Annotated in this window: 14 protein-coding genes, 6 tRNA genes and 3 rRNA genes; 1 reads left to right on the top strand and 22 read right to left on the bottom strand. The window is 51.6% G+C overall.

Features of this window, described 5'->3' with window-relative positions:
* Positions 1–120 precede the first annotated feature (120 nt).
* The 11 genes from rplL to KCG39_RS19825 all read right to left on the bottom strand — a co-directional run bounded on the left by rplL (position 121) and on the right by KCG39_RS19825 (position 5,665).
* Positions 121–486 (bottom strand): 50S ribosomal protein L7/L12, encoded by a 366-nt coding sequence (gene rplL / locus KCG39_RS19875; protein ID WP_004097645.1) that lies wholly within the window; start codon positions 484–486, stop codon positions 121–123.
* 66 nt (positions 487–552) lie between these two features.
* A complete protein-coding gene (gene rplJ, locus KCG39_RS19870) occupies positions 553–1,050 on the bottom strand; it encodes a 50S ribosomal protein L10 (protein WP_004097644.1) in 498 nt (165 codons plus the stop codon).
* Positions 1,051–1,465: 415 nt separating this feature from the next.
* On the bottom strand, positions 1,466–2,170 hold the full coding sequence (gene rplA / locus KCG39_RS19865) for a 50S ribosomal protein L1 (protein ID WP_004097642.1): 705 nt from the start codon (positions 2,168–2,170) through the stop codon (positions 1,466–1,468).
* 3 nt (positions 2,171–2,173) lie between these two features.
* Entirely contained in the window at positions 2,174–2,602 is a 429-nt protein-coding gene (gene rplK / locus KCG39_RS19860; protein ID WP_004097640.1) for a 50S ribosomal protein L11, read from the bottom strand.
* A 153-nt stretch (positions 2,603–2,755) separates the two neighbouring features.
* Complete coding sequence (nusG, locus tag KCG39_RS19855; RefSeq protein WP_002438628.1) at positions 2,756–3,301, bottom strand: transcription termination/antitermination protein NusG; 546 nt, start codon at positions 3,299–3,301, stop codon at positions 2,756–2,758.
* A gap of 1 nt (position 3,302) precedes the next feature.
* Positions 3,303–3,686: a preprotein translocase subunit SecE gene (gene secE / locus KCG39_RS19850; RefSeq protein WP_004097638.1), complete on the bottom strand. Its 384-nt coding sequence runs from the start codon at positions 3,684–3,686 to the stop codon at positions 3,303–3,305.
* A gap of 232 nt (positions 3,687–3,918) precedes the next feature.
* Positions 3,919–5,103 carry an elongation factor Tu gene (tuf, locus tag KCG39_RS19845; RefSeq protein WP_004097636.1) on the bottom strand — a complete coding sequence of 395 codons (1,185 nt, stop codon included), beginning with the start codon at positions 5,101–5,103 and terminating at the stop codon, positions 3,919–3,921.
* 116 nt (positions 5,104–5,219) lie between these two features.
* Positions 5,220–5,295, bottom strand: a tRNA-Thr gene (locus KCG39_RS19840).
* A 5-nt stretch (positions 5,296–5,300) separates the two neighbouring features.
* Positions 5,301–5,375, bottom strand: a tRNA-Gly gene (locus KCG39_RS19835).
* Between the two features lie 119 nt (positions 5,376–5,494).
* Positions 5,495–5,579 (bottom strand) — tRNA-Tyr (locus KCG39_RS19830).
* A 10-nt stretch (positions 5,580–5,589) separates the two neighbouring features.
* A tRNA-Thr gene (locus KCG39_RS19825) sits at positions 5,590–5,665 on the bottom strand.
* Between the two features lie 438 nt (positions 5,666–6,103).
* On the opposite strand from KCG39_RS19825, the gene coaA reads away from it, so the two are divergent.
* The gene (gene coaA / locus KCG39_RS19820) at positions 6,104–7,054 is read left to right on the top strand and encodes a type I pantothenate kinase (RefSeq protein ID WP_004127574.1); all 951 of its coding nucleotides are present in this window, start codon (positions 6,104–6,106) and stop codon (positions 7,052–7,054) included.
* Positions 7,055–7,079: 25 nt separating this feature from the next.
* Here coaA and birA read toward each other — a convergent pair whose 3' ends face one another.
* The 11 genes from birA to pepQ form a co-directional block, all read right to left on the bottom strand.
* On the bottom strand, positions 7,080–8,042 hold the full coding sequence (gene birA, locus KCG39_RS19815) for a bifunctional biotin--[acetyl-CoA-carboxylase] ligase/biotin operon repressor BirA (RefSeq protein ID WP_004127571.1): 963 nt from the start codon (positions 8,040–8,042) through the stop codon (positions 7,080–7,082).
* On the bottom strand, positions 8,039–9,067 hold the full coding sequence (murB, locus tag KCG39_RS19810; RefSeq protein ID WP_142467960.1) for a UDP-N-acetylmuramate dehydrogenase: 1,029 nt from the start codon (positions 9,065–9,067) through the stop codon (positions 8,039–8,041). The genes birA and murB overlap by 4 nt, the downstream gene beginning before the upstream one ends.
* A gap of 169 nt (positions 9,068–9,236) precedes the next feature.
* Positions 9,237–9,352: ribosomal RNA gene (rrf, locus tag KCG39_RS19805) — 5S ribosomal RNA — on the bottom strand.
* Positions 9,353–9,553: 201 nt separating this feature from the next.
* A 23S ribosomal RNA gene (locus tag KCG39_RS19800) occupies positions 9,554–12,461 on the bottom strand.
* 178 nt (positions 12,462–12,639) lie between these two features.
* A tRNA-Ala gene (locus tag KCG39_RS19795) sits at positions 12,640–12,715 on the bottom strand.
* Between the two features lie 108 nt (positions 12,716–12,823).
* Positions 12,824–12,900, bottom strand: a tRNA-Ile gene (locus tag KCG39_RS19790).
* A gap of 72 nt (positions 12,901–12,972) precedes the next feature.
* Positions 12,973–14,512, bottom strand: a 16S ribosomal RNA gene (locus KCG39_RS19785).
* Together the 16S, 23S and 5S rRNA genes with 2 tRNA genes alongside form the textbook arrangement of a ribosomal RNA operon.
* Before the next feature lie 392 nt (positions 14,513–14,904).
* Positions 14,905–15,438: a menaquinone-dependent protoporphyrinogen IX dehydrogenase gene (hemG, locus tag KCG39_RS19780; protein ID WP_004127566.1), complete on the bottom strand. Its 534-nt coding sequence runs from the start codon at positions 15,436–15,438 to the stop codon at positions 14,905–14,907.
* Positions 15,439–15,449: 11 nt separating this feature from the next.
* Positions 15,450–16,901, bottom strand: a complete 1,452-nt coding sequence (gene trkH / locus KCG39_RS19775) for a Trk system potassium transporter TrkH (RefSeq protein WP_004097624.1) — start codon at positions 16,899–16,901, stop codon at positions 15,450–15,452.
* 41 nt (positions 16,902–16,942) lie between these two features.
* Positions 16,943–17,557 carry an IMPACT family protein gene (locus tag KCG39_RS19770; RefSeq protein ID WP_004127563.1) on the bottom strand — a complete coding sequence of 205 codons (615 nt, stop codon included), beginning with the start codon at positions 17,555–17,557 and terminating at the stop codon, positions 16,943–16,945.
* On the bottom strand, positions 17,557–18,888 hold the full coding sequence (pepQ, locus tag KCG39_RS19765; protein ID WP_004127559.1) for a Xaa-Pro dipeptidase: 1,332 nt from the start codon (positions 18,886–18,888) through the stop codon (positions 17,557–17,559). Before pepQ ends, KCG39_RS19770 begins: the two co-directional genes overlap by 1 nt.
* Positions 18,889–18,962 lie beyond the last annotated feature (74 nt).

The raw sequence follows: 18,962 nt of genomic DNA, 5'->3' as shown, positions 1-18,962 counted from the left end.
GGACAACCAGCAGTCAAACAGTGTGAAATTCTACTGGCGCCTTACAGCGCAAAAAGGCTGGTGACTAAAAAGTCACCAGCCATCAGCCTGATTTCTCAGGCTGCAACCGGAAAGGTTGGCTTATTTAACTTCAACTTCAGCGCCAGCTTCTTCCAGAGATTTTTTCAGTGCTTCAGCGTCATCTTTGCTCACGCCTTCTTTCAGAGCGGCCGGAGCAGATTCTACCAGGTCTTTAGCTTCTTTCAGACCCAGACCAGTTGCGCCACGTACTGCTTTGATAACGGCAACTTTGTTAGCGCCGATACCTTTCAGAATTACGTCGAATTCAGTTTTTTCTTCAGCAGCTTCAACCGGGCCAGCAGCTACAGCTACAGCAGCAGCAGCGGAAACACCGAATTTTTCTTCCATTGCAGAGATCAGCTCAACAACGTCCATTACGGACATAGCGGATACTGCTTCAATGATTTGATCTTTAGTGATAGACATTTAAATTGTTCCTGAATATCAGAATAAGTTTATACGTAAGCGAATGCTTTACAAAGACAACTGCGATTAAGCAGCTTCTTTCGCATCGCGTACAGCAGCCAGAGTGCGAACCAGTTTGCCAGCCGAAGCTTCTTTCATGGTTGCCATCAGGCGTGCAATTGCTTCTTCGTAGGTCGGCAGAGTTGCCAGGCGGTCGATTTGCGACGCCGGGATCAGCTCACCTTCAAAGGCTGCGGCTTTGACCTCAAATTTTGCATTCGCTTTCGCGAACTCTTTAAACAGACGAGCGGCAGCGCCCGGGTGTTCCATAGAGTATGCAATCAGGGTCGGACCAACAAACGTGTCTTTCAGGCACTCGAAAGGAGTACCTTCAACGACGCGGCGCAGCAGGGTGTTACGAACAACACGCATGTATACGCCAGCTTCACGACCTGCTTTACGCAGTTCAGTCATTTTGTCTACAGTCACGCCACGGGAATCCGCAACTACTGCAGACAGCGCGCCTTTGGCTACTTCGCTGACTTCAGCAACAATCGCTTGTTTGTCTTGAAGATTTAAAGCCATTAGCTTTGCTCCTGGATGTTTGCCAGAGCTCATGCTCCGGAACTCACTTCACTCGACTCAAAGAGAAGAGCGTCTTAATACGGTGAGCAGAAACAAGCCAGAGTATCCAAAAATAATCTTAGCGTTCTGTCACCGTCTACGCAGGGCATTAAGTCTCTTACGAGACACCTGCGGTCTTCGACGGAGGCCTGGATAGGCCAGGCTCCAACGAACAAATCTTGTCTATCCGTCGCTATTCAATCTGTGGCGGCGTTGACTGCCTTCGTTCACACCGGTCACATAGTTAACTATGCTCCAGGCGATTCACTCAGTTGTCGCTTTGCCACAGCCTGAATATGTCGGCTATACGTCTGCTATAAGCAGAATACGTGGGGGTAAGATTGTAGACAAATTCACCGCCCACGTAAAGCTAATCTTAGTTCGCAGAAGCGCTCAGACCAGCCTGATCAACGGCAACGCCAGCACCCATGGTGGTGGAGATGCTGATTTTCTTGATGTACACACCTTTAGCCTGAGTCGGTTTCGCTTTTTTCAGCGCAACCAGCAGAGCTTCCAGGTTTTCTTTCAGTTTATCAGCGTCAAAATCCACTTTACCGATGGTGGTGTGAATGATGCCGTTTTTGTCGTTACGGTAACGAACCTGACCTGCTTTAGCGTTCTTAACCGCTTCAGCAACGTTCGGCGTTACAGTACCAACTTTCGGGTTTGGCATCAGGCCGCGCGGACCCAGAACCTGGCCCAGCTGGCCAACAACGCGCATTGCATCCGGGGAAGCAATAACAACGTCAAAGTTCATTTCGCCTTTTTTGATCTGGTCAGCCAGATCTTCCATACCTACCAGCTCTGCGCCAGCAGCTTTAGCTGCTTCAGCGTTCGGGCCCTGGGCAAATACGGCTACGCGAACTGAACGGCCAGTACCGTGCGGCAGTACGGTCGCGCCACGGACGTTCTGGTCAGATTTACGAGCGTCGATGCCGAGGTTAACGGCAACATCAACGCTTTCAACGAACTTAGCAGTAGCCAGTTCTTTCAGCAGAGAGATGGCTTCGTTGATGTCGTACTGCTTGGTCGCATCAACTTTGTCACGAATCACGGACATGCGCTTGGTCAGTTTAGCCATTTCTTAGTCCTCCACTACCAGGCCCATGGAACGTGCAGTACCTTCAATGGAGCGAGTCATCGCTTCAATGTCGGAACCAGTCATGTCGGCAGCTTTGGTCTGCGCGATTTCCTGCAGCTGAGCGCGGGAAATTTTACCTACTTTGTCTTTGTTCGGTTTACCGGAACCAGACTTGATACCAGCCGCTTTTTTCAGCAGAACTGCTGCCGGCGGAGTTTTGGTAACGAAGGTGAAAGAACGGTCAGCGTAAACGGTGATAACAACCGGGATTGGCAGACCTTTTTCCAGGGATTCAGTTTTTGCGTTGAACGCTTTGCAGAATTCCATGATGTTCACACCCTGCTGACCCAGTGCTGGACCAACCGGCGGACTCGGGTTTGCCATACCAGCTGCAACCTGCAGCTTGACATAGGCTTGTACTTTCTTAGCCATGTAAATTTCCTCGTTTGGGTGTAGCGCCTGAAAAGGCTCCCCGTGATAAATATCGCTTTATGGGAATCAGACCCATAAAAACAAAAGGCGCGAAATTGTATGCCAATTTCGCGCCTCATGCAACGATTAAATCGTTGCTTTTTTGATCGGCTGTTAGGCTTTTTCTACCTGAGCAAAGTCCAGCTCAACCGGCGTCGCACGACCGAAGATAGAAACGGACACTTTCAGACGAGACTTCTCGTAGTCCACTTCTTCAACAACGCCGTTAAAGTCGGCAAACGGACCGTCGCTAACGCGAACCATTTCACCCGGCTCAAACAGCGTCTTCGGCCGCGGCTTATCGCCAACCTGCTGCAGGCGGTTCATGATCGCGTCGACTTCTTTGTCGCTGATCGGTGCCGGACGGTCAGACGTACCGCCGATGAAACCCATTACACGCGGTACGCTGCGCACCAGGTGCCAGCTCGCGTCATTCATCACCATCTGGACCAGCACGTAGCCCGGGAAGAATTTGCGTTCGCTTTTACGACGCTGGCCGCCGCGGATTTCGACCACTTCTTCGGTCGGCACCATGACTTCGCCAAACAGCTCTTCCATGTTATGTAATTTGATGTGCTCACGTAGCGAAGTCGCTACGCGGCCTTCAAAACCGGAAAACGCCTGAACGACGTACCAACGCTTTTTAGGTGCTTCAGACATCTCAGAACCTCAGGCCAGTGATAAAGGATACCAGGCGAACCAGAATACCATCCAGTCCCCACAGGATCAGTGACATTACGGCAGTCACTGCGGCAACAATCAGCGTGGTATGCAACGTTTCCTGCCGAGTCGGCCAGATCACCTTGCGGACTTCGGTTCTCGCTTCACGAGCGAAGGCGACTGTCGCCTTACCTTTTGTCGTTAACAACGCGACACCGCCCGCTGCAGCGATCAGAATCACTACAGCCAGCGCACGCACTGCCAGCATAATGTCACGATAAAGGAAGTTGCCGACGATGGCCACAACCAGCAGCACGACTACGATTGTCCACTTCATCGCTTCGAGGCCGCGCCCGCTCCCTTGAGCTTCGGTATTCGCACTCATAAACCAACCTGTCACAAGAATTCAGACAAATAACTTCACCCCGCATGAAATGCGAGGCGACCAAACCGAAATGCTCTGCTGCGTTTCGGACTTAACGCCCTCTTCAGAGCCTGTCTCAGCAATGATTATGACCCAAAAAATCACTGATGAGCCAGGTTCTGGTGTGAAAGCGTGCAAAAAGGGCATCAAATGATGCCCTTTTATTGCGCATTGCGTCAAATGTTATCAGCAATTAGCCGAGAACTTTAGCAACCACGCCTGCGCCAACGGTACGGCCACCTTCACGGATTGCGAAACGCAGACCGTCGTCCATCGCGATCGGGTGGATCAGGGTAACAACCATTTTGATGTTGTCGCCCGGCATTACCATCTCTACGCCTTCCGGCAGTTCGATGGTGCCAGTCACGTCAGTTGTACGGAAGTAGAACTGCGGACGGTAGCCTTTGAAGAACGGAGTATGACGGCCGCCTTCGTCTTTGGACAGAATGTACACTTCAGATTCGAACTTGGTGTGCGGCTTGATGGAACCCGGCTTAGCCAGTACCTGACCACGTTCGATTTCTTCACGTTTGATACCACGCAGCAGAACACCAACGTTCTCACCAGCACGGCCTTCGTCCAGCAGTTTGCGGAACATTTCAACGCCAGTACAGGTAGACTTCGCAGTCTCTTTGATACCAACGATTTCAACTTCTTCGCCAACTTTGATGATACCGCGCTCTACACGACCGGTAACAACGGTACCACGACCGGAGATGGAGAATACGTCTTCGATCGGCAGCAGGAACGGCTTGTCAATCGCACGCTCTGGTTCCGGGATGTAAGAATCCAGGTAGCCAGCCAGTTCGATGATTTTCGCTTCCCAGTCTGCGTCGCCTTCCAGCGCTTTCAGAGCGGAACCGCGAACGATCGGAGTGTCGTCGCCCGGGAAATCGTACTGAGACAGAAGTTCACGAACTTCCATTTCAACCAGTTCCAGCAGCTCTTCGTCATCAACCATGTCGCATTTGTTCAGGAACACGATGATGTACGGAACGCCTACCTGACGACCCAGCAGGATGTGCTCACGAGTCTGCGGCATCGGGCCGTCAGTCGCAGCAACAACCAGGATCGCGCCGTCCATCTGTGCAGCACCGGTGATCATGTTTTTAACATAGTCGGCGTGGCCCGGGCAGTCTACGTGCGCGTAGTGGCGAGTCGGGGTGTCATATTCAACGTGAGAAGTGTTGATGGTGATACCACGAGCTTTTTCTTCCGGCGCGTTATCGATCTGATCGAATGCGCGAGCAGAACCACCGTAGGTTTTAGCCAGAACGGTAGTGATTGCAGCGGTCAGCGTTGTTTTACCATGGTCAACGTGGCCGATAGTACCGACGTTAACGTGCGGTTTTGTACGTTCAAACTTTTCTTTAGACATCGATTGTCCCTCTAAGACACGGATAAATCGGTGATATCACCACATCAACCGGGCAACATGCCCGACTTGTTGAATGCAATAAACCAGAGAGAAACAGGGGAGGAGAGATAAAGAAGTGGTGCTGATACCCAGAGTCGAACTGGGGACCTCACCCTTACCAAGGGTGCGCTCTACCAACTGAGCCATATCAGCACGTTTGGAGCGGGCAGCGGGAATCGAACCCGCATCATCAGCTTGGAAGGCTGAGGTAATAGCCATTATACGATGCCCGCATCCTGAAACTCGGCTACCCAGTTCTTTCTATAACAAAAAAAAGAGAAGCGTCTCTTTTTCTGTTTGAGCTGACCAGTTTAACCAATCAACTCTGGCTCCGCAAAGCGTTGCCGAAAGATGGTGGTGGGGGAAGGATTCGAACCTTCGAAGTCGATGACGGCAGATTTACAGTCTGCTCCCTTTGGCCGCTCGGGAACCCCACCAGGCACTTGATGGTGCCGACTACCGGAATCGAACTGGTGACCTACTGATTACAAGTCAGTTGCTCTACCTACTGAGCTAAGTCGGCATCAAGTAGCGCGCATTCTAGGGAGACCTGCGAGTTCATGCAACTAAAAAATTGCAGAAAATGTTCTATTGCTCACATTTTGTGCTCAAACGAGAAAAAACGGTGTAATTTCAAACAGTGCAGAACAAAAATACGCCAACTTTCTTCACAGATACGGTTACGAGGAAGGCAAAAGGCATATTCAAACCGCGCAAGTAATATCGATACCTCGCAACCTCTCCCTTAAGATGTCACGAAAACTCGCTGGCCTCTATCGAGGACTTTATACCCCCTTACCAAACCATTCATCTCTGTGATGCTACCTTTAGAAAGCATCATTCAATGAGTTTTTTTCTTATTATTCCGCGCAATCTGGTGTTACCCTCCTGCCCATTGTCCTGATTAACTAGTGTGAAGCACCCCGCCTTCATGTAATTCGGCGGTTGCAAGAGCATGCTTATGAGCCTAAAAGAGCAAACGTTAATGACACCGTATCTACAATTTAACCGTGACCAATGGGCTGCACTGCGTGATTCCGTTCCGATGACGCTAACAGAAGAAGAAATCACGCGGTTAAAAGGCATCAACGAAGATCTTTCCCTGGAAGAAGTTGCAGAGATTTATTTGCCGCTGTCGCGTTTACTCAATTTCTATATCAGTTCTAATTTGCGCCGCCAGGCTGTACTGGAACAATTCCTTGGCACCAATGGCCAACGTATTCCTTATATCATTAGCATTGCGGGTAGCGTGGCGGTCGGGAAGAGCACCACCGCACGCGTACTACAGGCTTTACTTAGCCGCTGGCCTGAGCATCGACATGTAGAATTGATTACGACAGATGGTTTTCTCCACCCTAACGCAGTATTGAAAGAACGTGGACTGATGAAGAAGAAGGGCTTCCCACAGTCATACGATATGCATCGACTGGTTAAATTCGTCTCCGATCTGAAATCCGGCGTACCTGATGCTACGGCACCGGTCTATTCACATCTCATTTATGATGTGATTCCGGATGGGGATAAAACGGTCACTCAGCCTGATATATTAATTCTTGAAGGATTAAATGTTTTGCAGAGTGGAATGGATTACCCTCACGATCCACATCATGTATTTGTTTCCGACTTCGTTGATTTTTCAATTTATGTGGATGCACCAGAAGAGTTGCTCAAAACCTGGTATATCAATCGTTTTCTGAAATTTCGCGAAGGGGCTTTTACCGACCCGGACTCTTATTTCCATAACTATGCTCAGCTGTCTAAAGACGAAGCTATTAATATTGCCACATCGCTTTGGAATGAAATTAATCTTTTGAATTTAAAAGAAAATATCTTACCAACACGTGAGCGAGCCAGTCTTATCATGACAAAAAGCGCAAACCACTCAGTCAATCAGGTGCGGTTAAGGAAATAAAAAGGGGAGCGCTGGCTCCCCTTTTTCATTCAGCGCCTCTCAATGAGATCTCACCGCCAATCCAGGGTTTTATCACCCCTTCTTGTTCCAGTAATAATGCGCCTTGAGCATCAATACCTCGAGAAATCCCAAAGATCTCTTTATCGCCAATAATAAGTTTAACAGGACGGTTAATAAAATTATCGAGCTTTTCCCAGCGGCCCAGATAGGGCGCCAGACCTTCATTCTCAAAAAGTTTAAAACCTGCCCGCAGCTCTTTAATCAGACAAGCGGCTAACTGATTACGATCGATAGAGATCCCTGCCTCCTGCAGGCTGATCCAGCCCTGATTGACAACATCAGACTCCACGCGGCGCATCATGAGATTAATCCCCGCGCCGCTGACTATCTGTGCCGCATCGCCGGTTTTCCCCGTCAGTTCAACCAGGATCCCGGATAATTTGCGATCCTGCAAATAGAGGTCGTTCGGCCATTTAACCCGTACTTTATCCGCCCCCAGACTCTGCAGCACCTCGGCAATCACAATCCCGATGACCAGACTCAAACCTATCGCCGCAGCAGGCCCCTGCTCCAGCCGCCAGTACATTGAAAGATAAAGGTTAGACCCAAACGGCGAGAACCACTTGCGCCCGCGGCGGCCGCGGCCAGCCTGCTGATACTCAGCTACGCAGGCATCACCAGATTGCAGTTCGCTGAGCCGGTCCAGAAGATACTGGTTCGTAGAATCAATCACCGGTAGCACGGTTACCCGGCCATGCTCGATCTGCCTGGCGATCTGCTCTTCATCCAGAAGTTGAATAGGCTCAGGGAGACTGTAGCCTTTACCCGGGACGGTAAATACGTCGACTCCCCAATCGCGTAACGTTTGAATATGCTTGTTGATTGCTGCCCGACTCATCCCTAAGCGCTCGCCAAGCTGTTCACCTGAGTGAAATTCAGCATCAGCCAGTATCGATATCAGTGTCAAAGGAACCGTGTAGTCTTTCATGCAATGGTCTCCTCGGCATTGACTTCACCCGTTTCGCCAATAAAGCGCACCTCCGGCTGTAGCCAAATATCAAACTTCTCACCAACCTGTTGGCGTACATAGTGAGCCAGTCCAACCACATCTTCACTGGTTGCCTGATTATGATTGATTAATACCAATGCCTGTTGGCTATGTACCGCTGCGCCGCCAATTACTTTGCCTTTAAGCTGACATTGATCGATAAGCCAGCCGGCGGCCAGCTTCATACTGCCCTCAGGCTGAGGATAGTGGGGAATGTGCGGATAGGCAGCCAACAATGCTTGAGCCTTGTCTGCGCTAACGACCGGATTCTTAAAGAAGCTCCCCGCATTTCCATTCACTTTGGGATCGGGAAGTTTGGTCATGCGCATATGACATACGGCATCAAACACCTGCCTGGGGGTAACGGTTTGCGGATCAAGCCGGGTTAAATCGCCGTAGGTCAAAACGGGTTGCCACTCTTTTGGTAACATCAAACCAACGGCCACAATCGCGTAGCAATCCTGATATTCATGCTTAAAAATACTGTCCCGGTAGCCAAAACGGCATTCCGCAGCGGAAAGGCGCTGTTTCTCGCCGGTTGCTAACTCAACGCAATCGACGTACTGGCAAACCTTTTGTAATTCAACGCCGTAAGCTCCAATATTTTGAATCGGCGAGGAGCCGGCGCAGCCAGGAATCAGGGCAAGATTTTCCAGGCCAGGCATACCGTTATTCAACGCAAACTGCACTAGCTGATGCCAGTTCTCTCCTGCACCAACATGTAAATGCCACGCGTCTGGTGTTTCACTCACTTCGATACCCATAATACGATTAATAATCACCGTACCGGCATAATCCTTCAGGAACAGAACATTGCTTCCTTCACCAAGAATCAGGGTTGGCTGACGCTGTGCAGCGGCATTTTGCCAGGCATCCAGTAGCTGTTTTTCAGTTTCGGCGCGAACAATCGTTTTAGCAGAACGGTCAATACCGAAGGTATTCCAGGGCTTAAGTGAGTGGCTCATAATGGCTTCCAGATGCAAAATCTGCATTAGTTTACCGTATATAGCGAGGGAAGGCTTGCCTGATTGTCAGGGGAGACCTGGTACCATGACGTTACCAAAGTCTGGTAGTTCTCAGGCCACAAAAACGCAAAAAGCCCATCCGTCAGGATGGGCTCTTCACGTGTTTGATGCCTGGCAGTTCCCTACTCTCACATGGGGAGACCCCACACTACCATCGGCGCTACGGCGTTTCACTTCTGAGTTCGGCATGGGGTCAGGTGGGACCACCGCGCTATCGCCGCCAGGCAAATTCTTTGTGCTCAGTACGCAATTCTTTATCGCATCTGCCGCGTTGCCCGCGCTCGTAAAGTCAGTCACATACCTCAGTATGCTCCTTCCTTTCCTTCGCTTGTCGCCTTGCTGCTGCGCAAATTATTGCGTACTCAACTCTGAATCAATGCTGAAATTGTTGTCTTCTCAAATCCGCCAAAACATCTTCGGCGTTGTAAGGTTAAGCCTCACGGTTCATTAGTACCGGTTAGCTCAACGCATCGCTGCGCTTACACACCCGGCCTATCAACGTCGTCGTCTTCAACGTTCCTTCAGGACTCTCAAGGAGTCAGGGAGAACTCATCTCGGGGCAAGTTTCGTACTTAGATGCTTTCAGCACTTATCTCTTCCGCATTTAGCTACCGGGCAATGCCATTGGCATGACAACCCGAACACCAGTGATGCGTCCACTCCGGTCCTCTCGTACTAGGAGCAGCCCCCCTCAATTCTCCAGCGCCCACGGCAGATAGGGACCGAACTGTCTCACGACGTTCTAAACCCAGCTCGCGTACCACTTTAAATGGCGAACAGCCATACCCTTGGGACCTACTTCAGCCCCAGGATGTGATGAGCCGACATCGAGGTGCCAAACACCGCCGTCGATATGAACTCTTGGGCGGTATCAGCCTGTTATCCCCGGAGTACCTTTTATCCGTTGAGCGATGGCCCTTCCATTCAGAACCACCGGATCACTATGACCTGCTTTCGCACCTGCTCGCGCCGTCACGCTCGCAGTCAAGCCAGCTTATGCCATTGCACTAACCTCCTGATGTCCGACCAGGATTAGCTGACCTTCGTGCTCCTCCGTTACTCTTTAGGAGGAGACCGCCCCAGTCAAACTACCCACCAGACACTGTCCGCAACCCGGATTACGGGCCCACGTTAGAACACCAGCCATTAAAGGGTGGTATTTCAAGGATGGCTCCATGCAGACTGGCGTCCACACTTCAAAGCCTCCCACCTATCCTACACATCAAGGACCAGTGTTCAGTGTCAAGCTATAGTAAAGGTTCACGGGGTCTTTCCGTCTTGCCGCGGGTACACTGCATCTTCACAGCGAGTTCAATTTCACTGAGTCTCGGGTGGAGACAGCCTGGCCATCATTACGCCATTCGTGCAGGTCGGAACTTACCCGACAAGGAATTTCGCTACCTTAGGACCGTTATAGTTACGGCCGCCGTTTACCGGGGCTTCGATCAAGAGCTTCTCCTTACGGATAACCCCATCAATTAACCTTCCGGCACCGGGCAGGCGTCACACCGTATACGTCCACTTTCGTGTTTGCACAGTGCTGTGTTTTTAATAAACAGTTGCAGCCAGCTGGTATCTTCGACTGATTTCAGCTCCATGAGTAAATCACTTCACCTACATATCAGCGTGCCTTCTCCCGAAGTTACGGCACCATTTTGCCTAGTTCCTTCACCCGAGTTCTCTCAAGCGCCTTGGTATTCTCTACCTGACCACCTGTGTCGGTTTGGGGTACGATTTGATGTTACCTGATGCTTAGAGGCTTTTCCTGGAAGCAGGGCATTTGTCACTTCAGCACCGTAGTGCCTCGTCATCACACCTCAGCGTTAATAACGTTCCGGATTTACCTGGAACATCCGCCTACATGCTTAAACCGGGACAACCGTCGCCCGGCCAACATAGCCTTCTCCGTCCCCCCTTCGCAGTAACACCAAGTACAGGAATATTAACCTGTTTCCCATCGACTACGCCTTTCGGCCTCGCCTTAGGGGTCGACTCACCCTGCCCCGATTAACGTTGGACAGGAACCCTTGGTCTTCCGGCGTGCGGGTTTTTCACCCGCATTATCGTTACTTATGTCAGCATTCGCACTTCTGATACCTCCAGCAACCCTCACAGGCCACCTTCAACGGCTTACAGAACGCTCCCCTACCCAACAACGCATAAGCGTCGCTGCCGCAGCTTCGGTGCATGGTTTAGCCCCGTTACATCTTCCGCGCAGGCCGACTCGACCAGTGAGCTATTACGCTTTCTTTAAATGATGGCTGCTTCTAAGCCAACATCCTGGCTGTCTGGGCCTTCCCACATCGTTTCCCACTTAACCATGACTTTGGGACCTTAGCTGGCGGTCTGGGTTGTTTCCCTCTTCACGACGGACGTTAGCACCCGCCGTGTGTCTCCCGTGATAACATTCTTCGGTATTCGTAGTTTGCATCGGGTTGGTAAGTCGGGATGACCCCCTAGCCGAAACAGTGCTCTACCCCCGAAGATGAATTCACGAGGCGCTACCTAAATAGCTTTCGGGGAGAACCAGCTATCTCCCGGTTTGATTGGCCTTTCACCCCCAGCCACAAGTCATCCGCTAATTTTTCAACATTAGTCGGTTCGGTCCTCCAGTTAGTGTTACCCAACCTTCAACCTGCCCATGGCTAGATCACCGGGTTTCGGGTCTATACCCTGCAACTTAACGCCCAGTTAAGACTCGGTTTCCCTGCGGCTCCCCTATACGGTTAACCTTGCTACAGAATATAAGTCGCTGACCCATTATACAAAAGGTACGCAGTCACCCAACAAGTGGGCTCCTACTGCTTGTACGTACACGGTTTCAGGTTCTTTTTCACTCCCCTCGCCGGGGTTCTTTTCGCCTTTCCCTCACGGTACTGGTTCACTATCGGTCAGTCAGGAGTATTTAGCCTTGGAGGATGGTCCCCCCATATTCAGACAGGATACCACGTGTCCCGCCCTACTCTTCGAGTTCACAACCTGTGTGTTTTAGTGTACGGGAGTATCACCCTGTACCCTGCGACTTTCCAGACGCTTCCACTAACACACAAGCTGATTCAGACTCCGGGCTGCTCCCCGTTCGCTCGCCGCTACTGGGGGAATCTCGGTTGATTTCTTTTCCTCGGGGTACTTAGATGTTTCAGTTCCCCCGGTTCGCCTCGTTTGACTATGTATTCATCAAACGATAGTGCAACGAATTGCACTGGGTTTCCCCATTCGGACATCGCCGGCTGTAACGGTTCATATCACCTTACCGACGCTTTTCGCAGATTAGCACGTCCTTCATCGCCTCTGACTGCCAGGGCATCCACCGTGTACGCTTAGTCGCTTAACCTCACAACCCGAAGATGTTTCGTAAAACATCATCGTGTCGCGAAAATTTGAGAGACTCGAACACACATTAACTGTGTGTCTTTTCAATTTTCAGCTTGATCCAGATTTTTAAAGAGCAAAACTTCGCAGTGAACCTTTTCAGGTACACTCTGAAGTTTTCTTGTGGTGTGCAGTAAAGATGGTGGAGCTATGCGGGATCGAACCGCAGACCTCCTGCGTGCAAAGCAGGCGCTCTCCCAGCTGAGCTATAGCCCCATCGTAGTTAAATCTCATCAACCTTAATTTCTGTTGAGGCAAAGCGGGGTGACACGAAGCATACTTAAAGTATGTGAGTGTCGCCGCAACGCAGCATCAGCAGAAATTTGGTAGGCCTGAGTGGACTTGAACCACCGACCTCACCCTTATCAGGGGTGCGCTCTAACCACCTGAGCTACAAGCCTGCAGAGATTTTCTTACTGCTTATTTTTCATCAGACAATCTGTGTGAGCACTACAAAGGCAGGTTCTTTAAGGTAAGGAGGTGATCCAACCGCAGGTTCCCCTACGGTTACCTTGTTACGACTTCACCCCAGTCATGAATCACAAAGTGGTAAGCGCCCTCCCGAAGGTTAAGCTACCTACTTCTTTTGCAACCCACTCCCATGGTGTGACGGGCGGTGTGTACAAGGCCCGGGAACGTATTCACCGTGGCATTCTGATCCACGATTACTAGCGATTCCGACTTCATGGAGTCGAGTTGCAGACTCCAATCCGGACTACGACATACTTTATGAGGTCCGCTTGCTCTCGCGAGGTCGCTTCTCTTTGTATATGCCATTGTAGCACGTGTGTAGCCCTACTCGTAAGGGCCATGATGACTTGACGTCATCCCCACCTTCCTCCAGTTTATCACTGGCAGTCTCCTTTGAGTTCCCGACCGAATCGCTGGCAACAAAGGATAAGGGTTGCGCTCGTTGCGGGACTTAACCCAACATTTCACAACACGAGCTGACGACAGCCATGCAGCACCTGTCTCAGAGTTCCCGAAGGCACCAAAGCATCTCTGCTAAGTTCTCTGGATGTCAAGAGTAGGTAAGGTTCTTCGCGTTGCATCGAATTAAACCACATGCTCCACCGCTTGTGCGGGCCCCCGTCAATTCATTTGAGTTTTAACCTTGCGGCCGTACTCCCCAGGCGGTCGACTTAACGCGTTAGCTCCGGAAGCCACTCCTCAAGGGAACAACCTCCAAGTCGACATCGTTTACAGCGTGGACTACCAGGGTATCTAATCCTGTTTGCTCCCCACGCTTTCGCACCTGAGCGTCAGTCTTTGTCCAGGGGGCCGCCTTCGCCACCGGTATTCCTCCAGATCTCTACGCATTTCACCGCTACACCTGGAATTCTACCCCCCTCTACAAGACTCCAGCCTGCCAGTTTCGAATGCAGTTCCCAGGTTGAGCCCGGGGATTTCACATCCGACTTGACAGACCGCCTGCGTGCGCTTTACGCCCAGTAATTCCGATTAACGCTTGCACCCTCCGTATTACCGCGGCTGCTGGCACGGAGTTAGCCGGTGCTTCTTCTGCGGGTAACGTCAATTGCTGAGGTTATTAACCTCAACACCTTCCTCCCCGCTGAAAGTACTTTACAACCCGAAGGCCTTCTTCATACACGCGGCATGGCTGCATCAGGCTTGCGCCCATTGTGCAATATTCCCCACTGCTGCCTCCCGTAGGAGTCTGGACCGTGTCTCAGTTCCAGTGTGGCTGGTCATCCTCTCAGACCAGCTAGGGATCGTCGCCTAGGTGAGCCGTTACCCCACCTACTAGCTAATCCCATCTGGGCACATCTGATGGCAAGAGGCCCGAAGGTCCCCCTCTTTGGTCTTGCGACGTTATGCGGTATTAGCTACCGTTTCCAGTAGTTATCCCCCTCCATCAGGCAGTTTCCCAGACATTACTCACCCGTCCGCCACTCGTCACCCGAGAGCAAGCTCTCTGTGCTACCGTTCGACTTGCATGTGTTAGGCCTGCCGCCAGCGTTCAATCTGAGCCATGATCAAACTCTTCAATTTAAGTTTGATGCTCGTAGAATTAAACTTCGTAATGAATTACGTGTTCACTCTTTGAGACTTGGTATTCATTTTTCGTCTTGCGACGTTAAGAATCCATGTCACTTTGAGTGCCCACACAGATTGTCTGATAAATTGTTAAAGAGCAGTGCAACGCGGCTTTCGCTCACCGTTGCGAGGTCCCGTATAATACGTTTTCCTCATTCAGAGTCAAGCGTTTAATTTCGCTTTTCTCTGCCGGCATTCATCGCTGAATCCCGCTGACCCGGCGGCTTGCGTGCCGTTGTTCCGTGTCAGTGGGAGCGCATTATAGGGAGTTATTCCGAAGTGACAAGGGGAAATTTCAAAAAAAATTTCGTTCGCTCAACTTTCCATCACCAGGGTGATTTAACGCGCTATTTGCTGGTCATTTGCGCAATTTCCCGCGCAAACCTGCCCACCTGCTGCCAGTCGGTATACACCACTTCTTTACTGACATCCGTTTCGCCGCCGGTCATCTTCATAATTAGGCGAATCATAAACCGATCGTACCAACGATAGCGTGGATAACGAAGCGCTCCGGCAAATACCGCGCACTGCTGAGGCTGCCAGGGCGAGTTGAGCAGAAACTTTCGCGTGTAGCTGTTGGTCTGCGGCGTTCGTTTTTCTGGCTTACGCGCGACGAGGTTAACCGAGAAAAATGCTCCCGGCAGCGCCTGCAGCGACTGAAGATGCGTTTTGACAAACCGCTCCAGCGCGGGATGAAAGTGACCATAGCGGATTGATGCGCCAATCACGACACGATCGTATAAAGGCCACTCCACCTCATTGGTACGGTTGAGGTCAATCGTATCCGCATCAATCCCCTGCTCTTTTAATTCAGATGCCAGATAGGAGGCGATTTCACGCGTCTGTCCGTCGCGGGTAGAAAATAGAATCAAAGTTTTCACAGGCACTCCTGTTATTCGCGCCAGAAAGTCGGAGTAAATAGCACCAGCAAGGTGAACACTTCCAGACGACCAAACAGCATATTAGCAATCAAGATCCATTTTGCGACAGGGTTCATCGTCGCAAAGTTATCCGCCACCACGCCCAGCCCCGGGCCAAGGTTATTCAGCGTCGCGACGACCGAAGCAAAGGCTGAGAAATCATCCACGCCGGTGGCGATAATCGCCAGCATACTGATGATAAACACCAGCGCATAGGCGGAGAAAAATCCCCAAACGGCTTCAAGGATACGTTCCGGCAACGCACGGTTCCCCAGTTTAATACTGTATACCGCGTTAGGGTGTACCAGCCGTTTAAGCTCACGGTTACCCTGCTTGAAAAGTAGAAGAATACGGATAACCTTCAAACCACCGCCCGTCGACCCGGCGCAGCCGCCGATAAAAGCCGAGCAGAGTAGAAGGACCGGCAAGAATAGCGGCCAGCGCGCGATACTGTCGGTAGTGAATCCTGCCGTTGTCGCCATCGAAACAACCTGGAAGAACGCCTGGTTCACCGTCATGAGTGCAGAACTGTAGACGTCATGCAGCCACAGCACCAGAGTACATACCACCACCAGCGTGAGCTGCACGCCGATAAACATGCGGAATTCGGGATCGCGCCAGTACACTTTCAGGCTACGCCCGCTAAGTAATGAAAAGTGCAGGCCGTAGTTACAGCCAGATATCAGCAAGAAAATCGCAATAATGGAGTTAATCGTTGGGCTATTAAAGTAGCCCACGCTAGCGTCATGGGTAGAGAACCCGCCAATCGCAATCGTCGAGAAGCTATGCCCAATGGCGTCGAACGCCGGCATACCGGCAAACCACAGCGCCAGCGCGCAGGCCACCGTCAGTAAGACATAGATAAGCCATAGCGTTTTCGCCGTCTCAGCAATGCGCGGCCGCATCTTGTTATCTTTCAGCGGCCCGGGCATTTCCGCCCGATACAGCTGCATCCCCCCGACGCCCAGTATCGGCAGTATCGCTACCGCCAGCACGATGATCCCCATCCCACCAAACCATTGCAGCATCTGACGATAGAAAAGAATGGCGTGGGGTAACGAATCTAGCCCAACCAGCGTGGTTGCCCCGGTCGTTGTCAAACCTGAGAAAGATTCAAAGAAGGCATCCGTAATGCTCAGGTTGGGCTGTTCAGAGAAGATAAAGGGCAGCGAGCCGACGCTTCCGAGTACCGTCCAGAACAGCACGACGATAAGAAATCCTTCGCGGGATTTCAGTTCGCCCTTCTCACGACGGTTAGGCCACCACAGCAGCGAGCCGATCGCCAGAGCGACAAAAAAGGTCTGGGTAAACGCTCGCCCCGCACCATCGCGATATATCAGAGCTATTAATCCCGGGAGGATCATTGTCCCCGAAAACAAAATGACCAGCAGTCCAACGATTCGGGTTATCGCGCGAAAATGCATCTCTGGCGCTTCCTTTGATATGCAAAAAAATCAGGTGGGGATTATTCGTCAATCTTCAGTAATTGCAACGAACCGCGACTAAAATCAGCCAGTTTTGCTGAAAATAGCGCCACTTCAGCCTGAGGAAGCGCCACGCGCAGCTGAACAGACGCTTGATATTCGCTTTCGACAATTTTCCCTGAGAATTGAGCCAACAGCGTTTCAATCCCGGCCAACTGCCCGTATTCACACTGCAAAGTATATGCGGTCAACGGCGTCTTGCGCTGTGTTGCGAGCTGCGCAAGCGCCTGATGCACGCCGCCCCCGTACGCTTTGACCAGACCGCCGGTGCCGAGCAGAATACCACCGTAGTAGCGCACGACGACAGCGGTTATCTCGCCGACGCCGCTGCCCATAAGCTGCGCCAGCATCGGCTTACCCGCCGTCCCCGCCGGTTCGCCATCATCGGAAAATCCCAGCTGCTGCGAGTCATTTGGCGGCCCGGCGACCCACGCCACGCAGTGGTGACGGGCATCCGGATGTTCAGCCCTGACTGATTCGACAAACGCTTTTGCCGCCGCTACGCCGTCGGTATGCGCCAATAGCGTGATAAAGCGGCTCCTTTTGATCTCTTCCACAAAAGTGACCGGCGCGGCCGGTATCAACCAGCTTTCCATTACGCCAGTTTCAGATCGCGCGTCATGTTTTCAATACTGTTTTCGTGGATCACGACGTTGTCTTCGATACGAATACCGCCAAACGGTTTCAGCGCTTCAATTTTCTGCCAGTTGAAGTGTTTGCTGAACTGTCCCTCGCGCCACGGCGCCAGCAGCGATTCGATAAAGTAGATGCCCGGTTCAATCGTCAACACCATGCGCGGCTGCAGCACGCGCGTGCAGCGCAGGTAAGGATATTTTGCCGGCGCGGCCAGATGGGTACCGGTATCATCCTGCATAAAGCCGGCGACATCATGAACCTGCAGACCCAGAGGATGGCCAATACCGTGCGGCATAAACGGTCCGGTCAGGTCGTTTTCCACCATCGCTTCTTCACTCATCTCTTTGACGATCTGATGTTTACGCAGCAGTTTGGCAATACGCTGATGGAACTGGACATGATAATCCACGTAGCTCACGCCCGCCTTCATGGTGCTAATCAGCGCCAGCTGTTCGTCATTAACATCTTTAATCAGTTGAGCATAGTCACTATCACCATGCGCCGCCCAGGTACGCGTCAGGTCCGCCGCATAGCCGTTATATTCCGCACCCGCATCCAGCAGGAAGCTGCGCAATTCCGCCGGTGCGCGATGATCCAGCTTCGTGTAATGCAGCACGGAGGCATGTTCGTTCAGCGCCACAATGTTGCTGTACGGTACATCGGTGTCGCGATGGCCGGTCGCGGTCAGATAGGCCTGATTGATATCAAACTCGCTCATCCCGGAGAGGAACGCTTCATGAGCGGCCTGATGACCGTTAACCGCCGACTTCTGCGCTTCGCGCATGCAGGCCAGCTCATAGTCAGTTTTATAAGAGCGGTAGTAGTGCAGATAATCAATCACCCCTTTCGGGTTGATTTTATCCGCCGCGAGTTCTAACCCCAGTGCGCGTTCCGGTACCGGCCCGATATACGCGATATTGCCGCGCGCGGCAGGCAGCTGGCTGCCGATACCGTCCGCTTTCGGCAGGGCAATCACATCCACCTCTTCGGTCCAGAACGAAGTCGGTAGCGGTTCCACGTTATGCCAGTAGTCGACCGGCAGGTAGAACCACAGTTTCGGTTTGTTGACGCCGTCCACCAGCAGCCAGCAGTTAGGGACCTGGGTAACCGGCACCCAGGCTTTGAACTGGGGATTGACCTTGAACGGATACGGATGATCGTCAAGGAAGACGTTGAACAGTTCACCGGAGTGAATCAGCAGGGCATCCAGCTTAAAGCGGGCCAGTACGTCACGGGTGCGTTCTTGTAGGGTAACAATATGATTTTTATAGAGACCGGCAAGGGATTCCATCTTTTATCCTTTGATTTTATGAGATCGTGATGCTTCGCATCTTAGCACAATGACCTCAAACGAGGTGATCTCTA

The organism is Klebsiella pasteurii (genome assembly GCF_018139045.1).
GTDB classification, from domain to species: Bacteria; Pseudomonadota; Gammaproteobacteria; order Enterobacterales; family Enterobacteriaceae; genus Klebsiella; species Klebsiella grimontii.
This window is presented reverse-complemented; position numbering and strand designations above follow the sequence as displayed.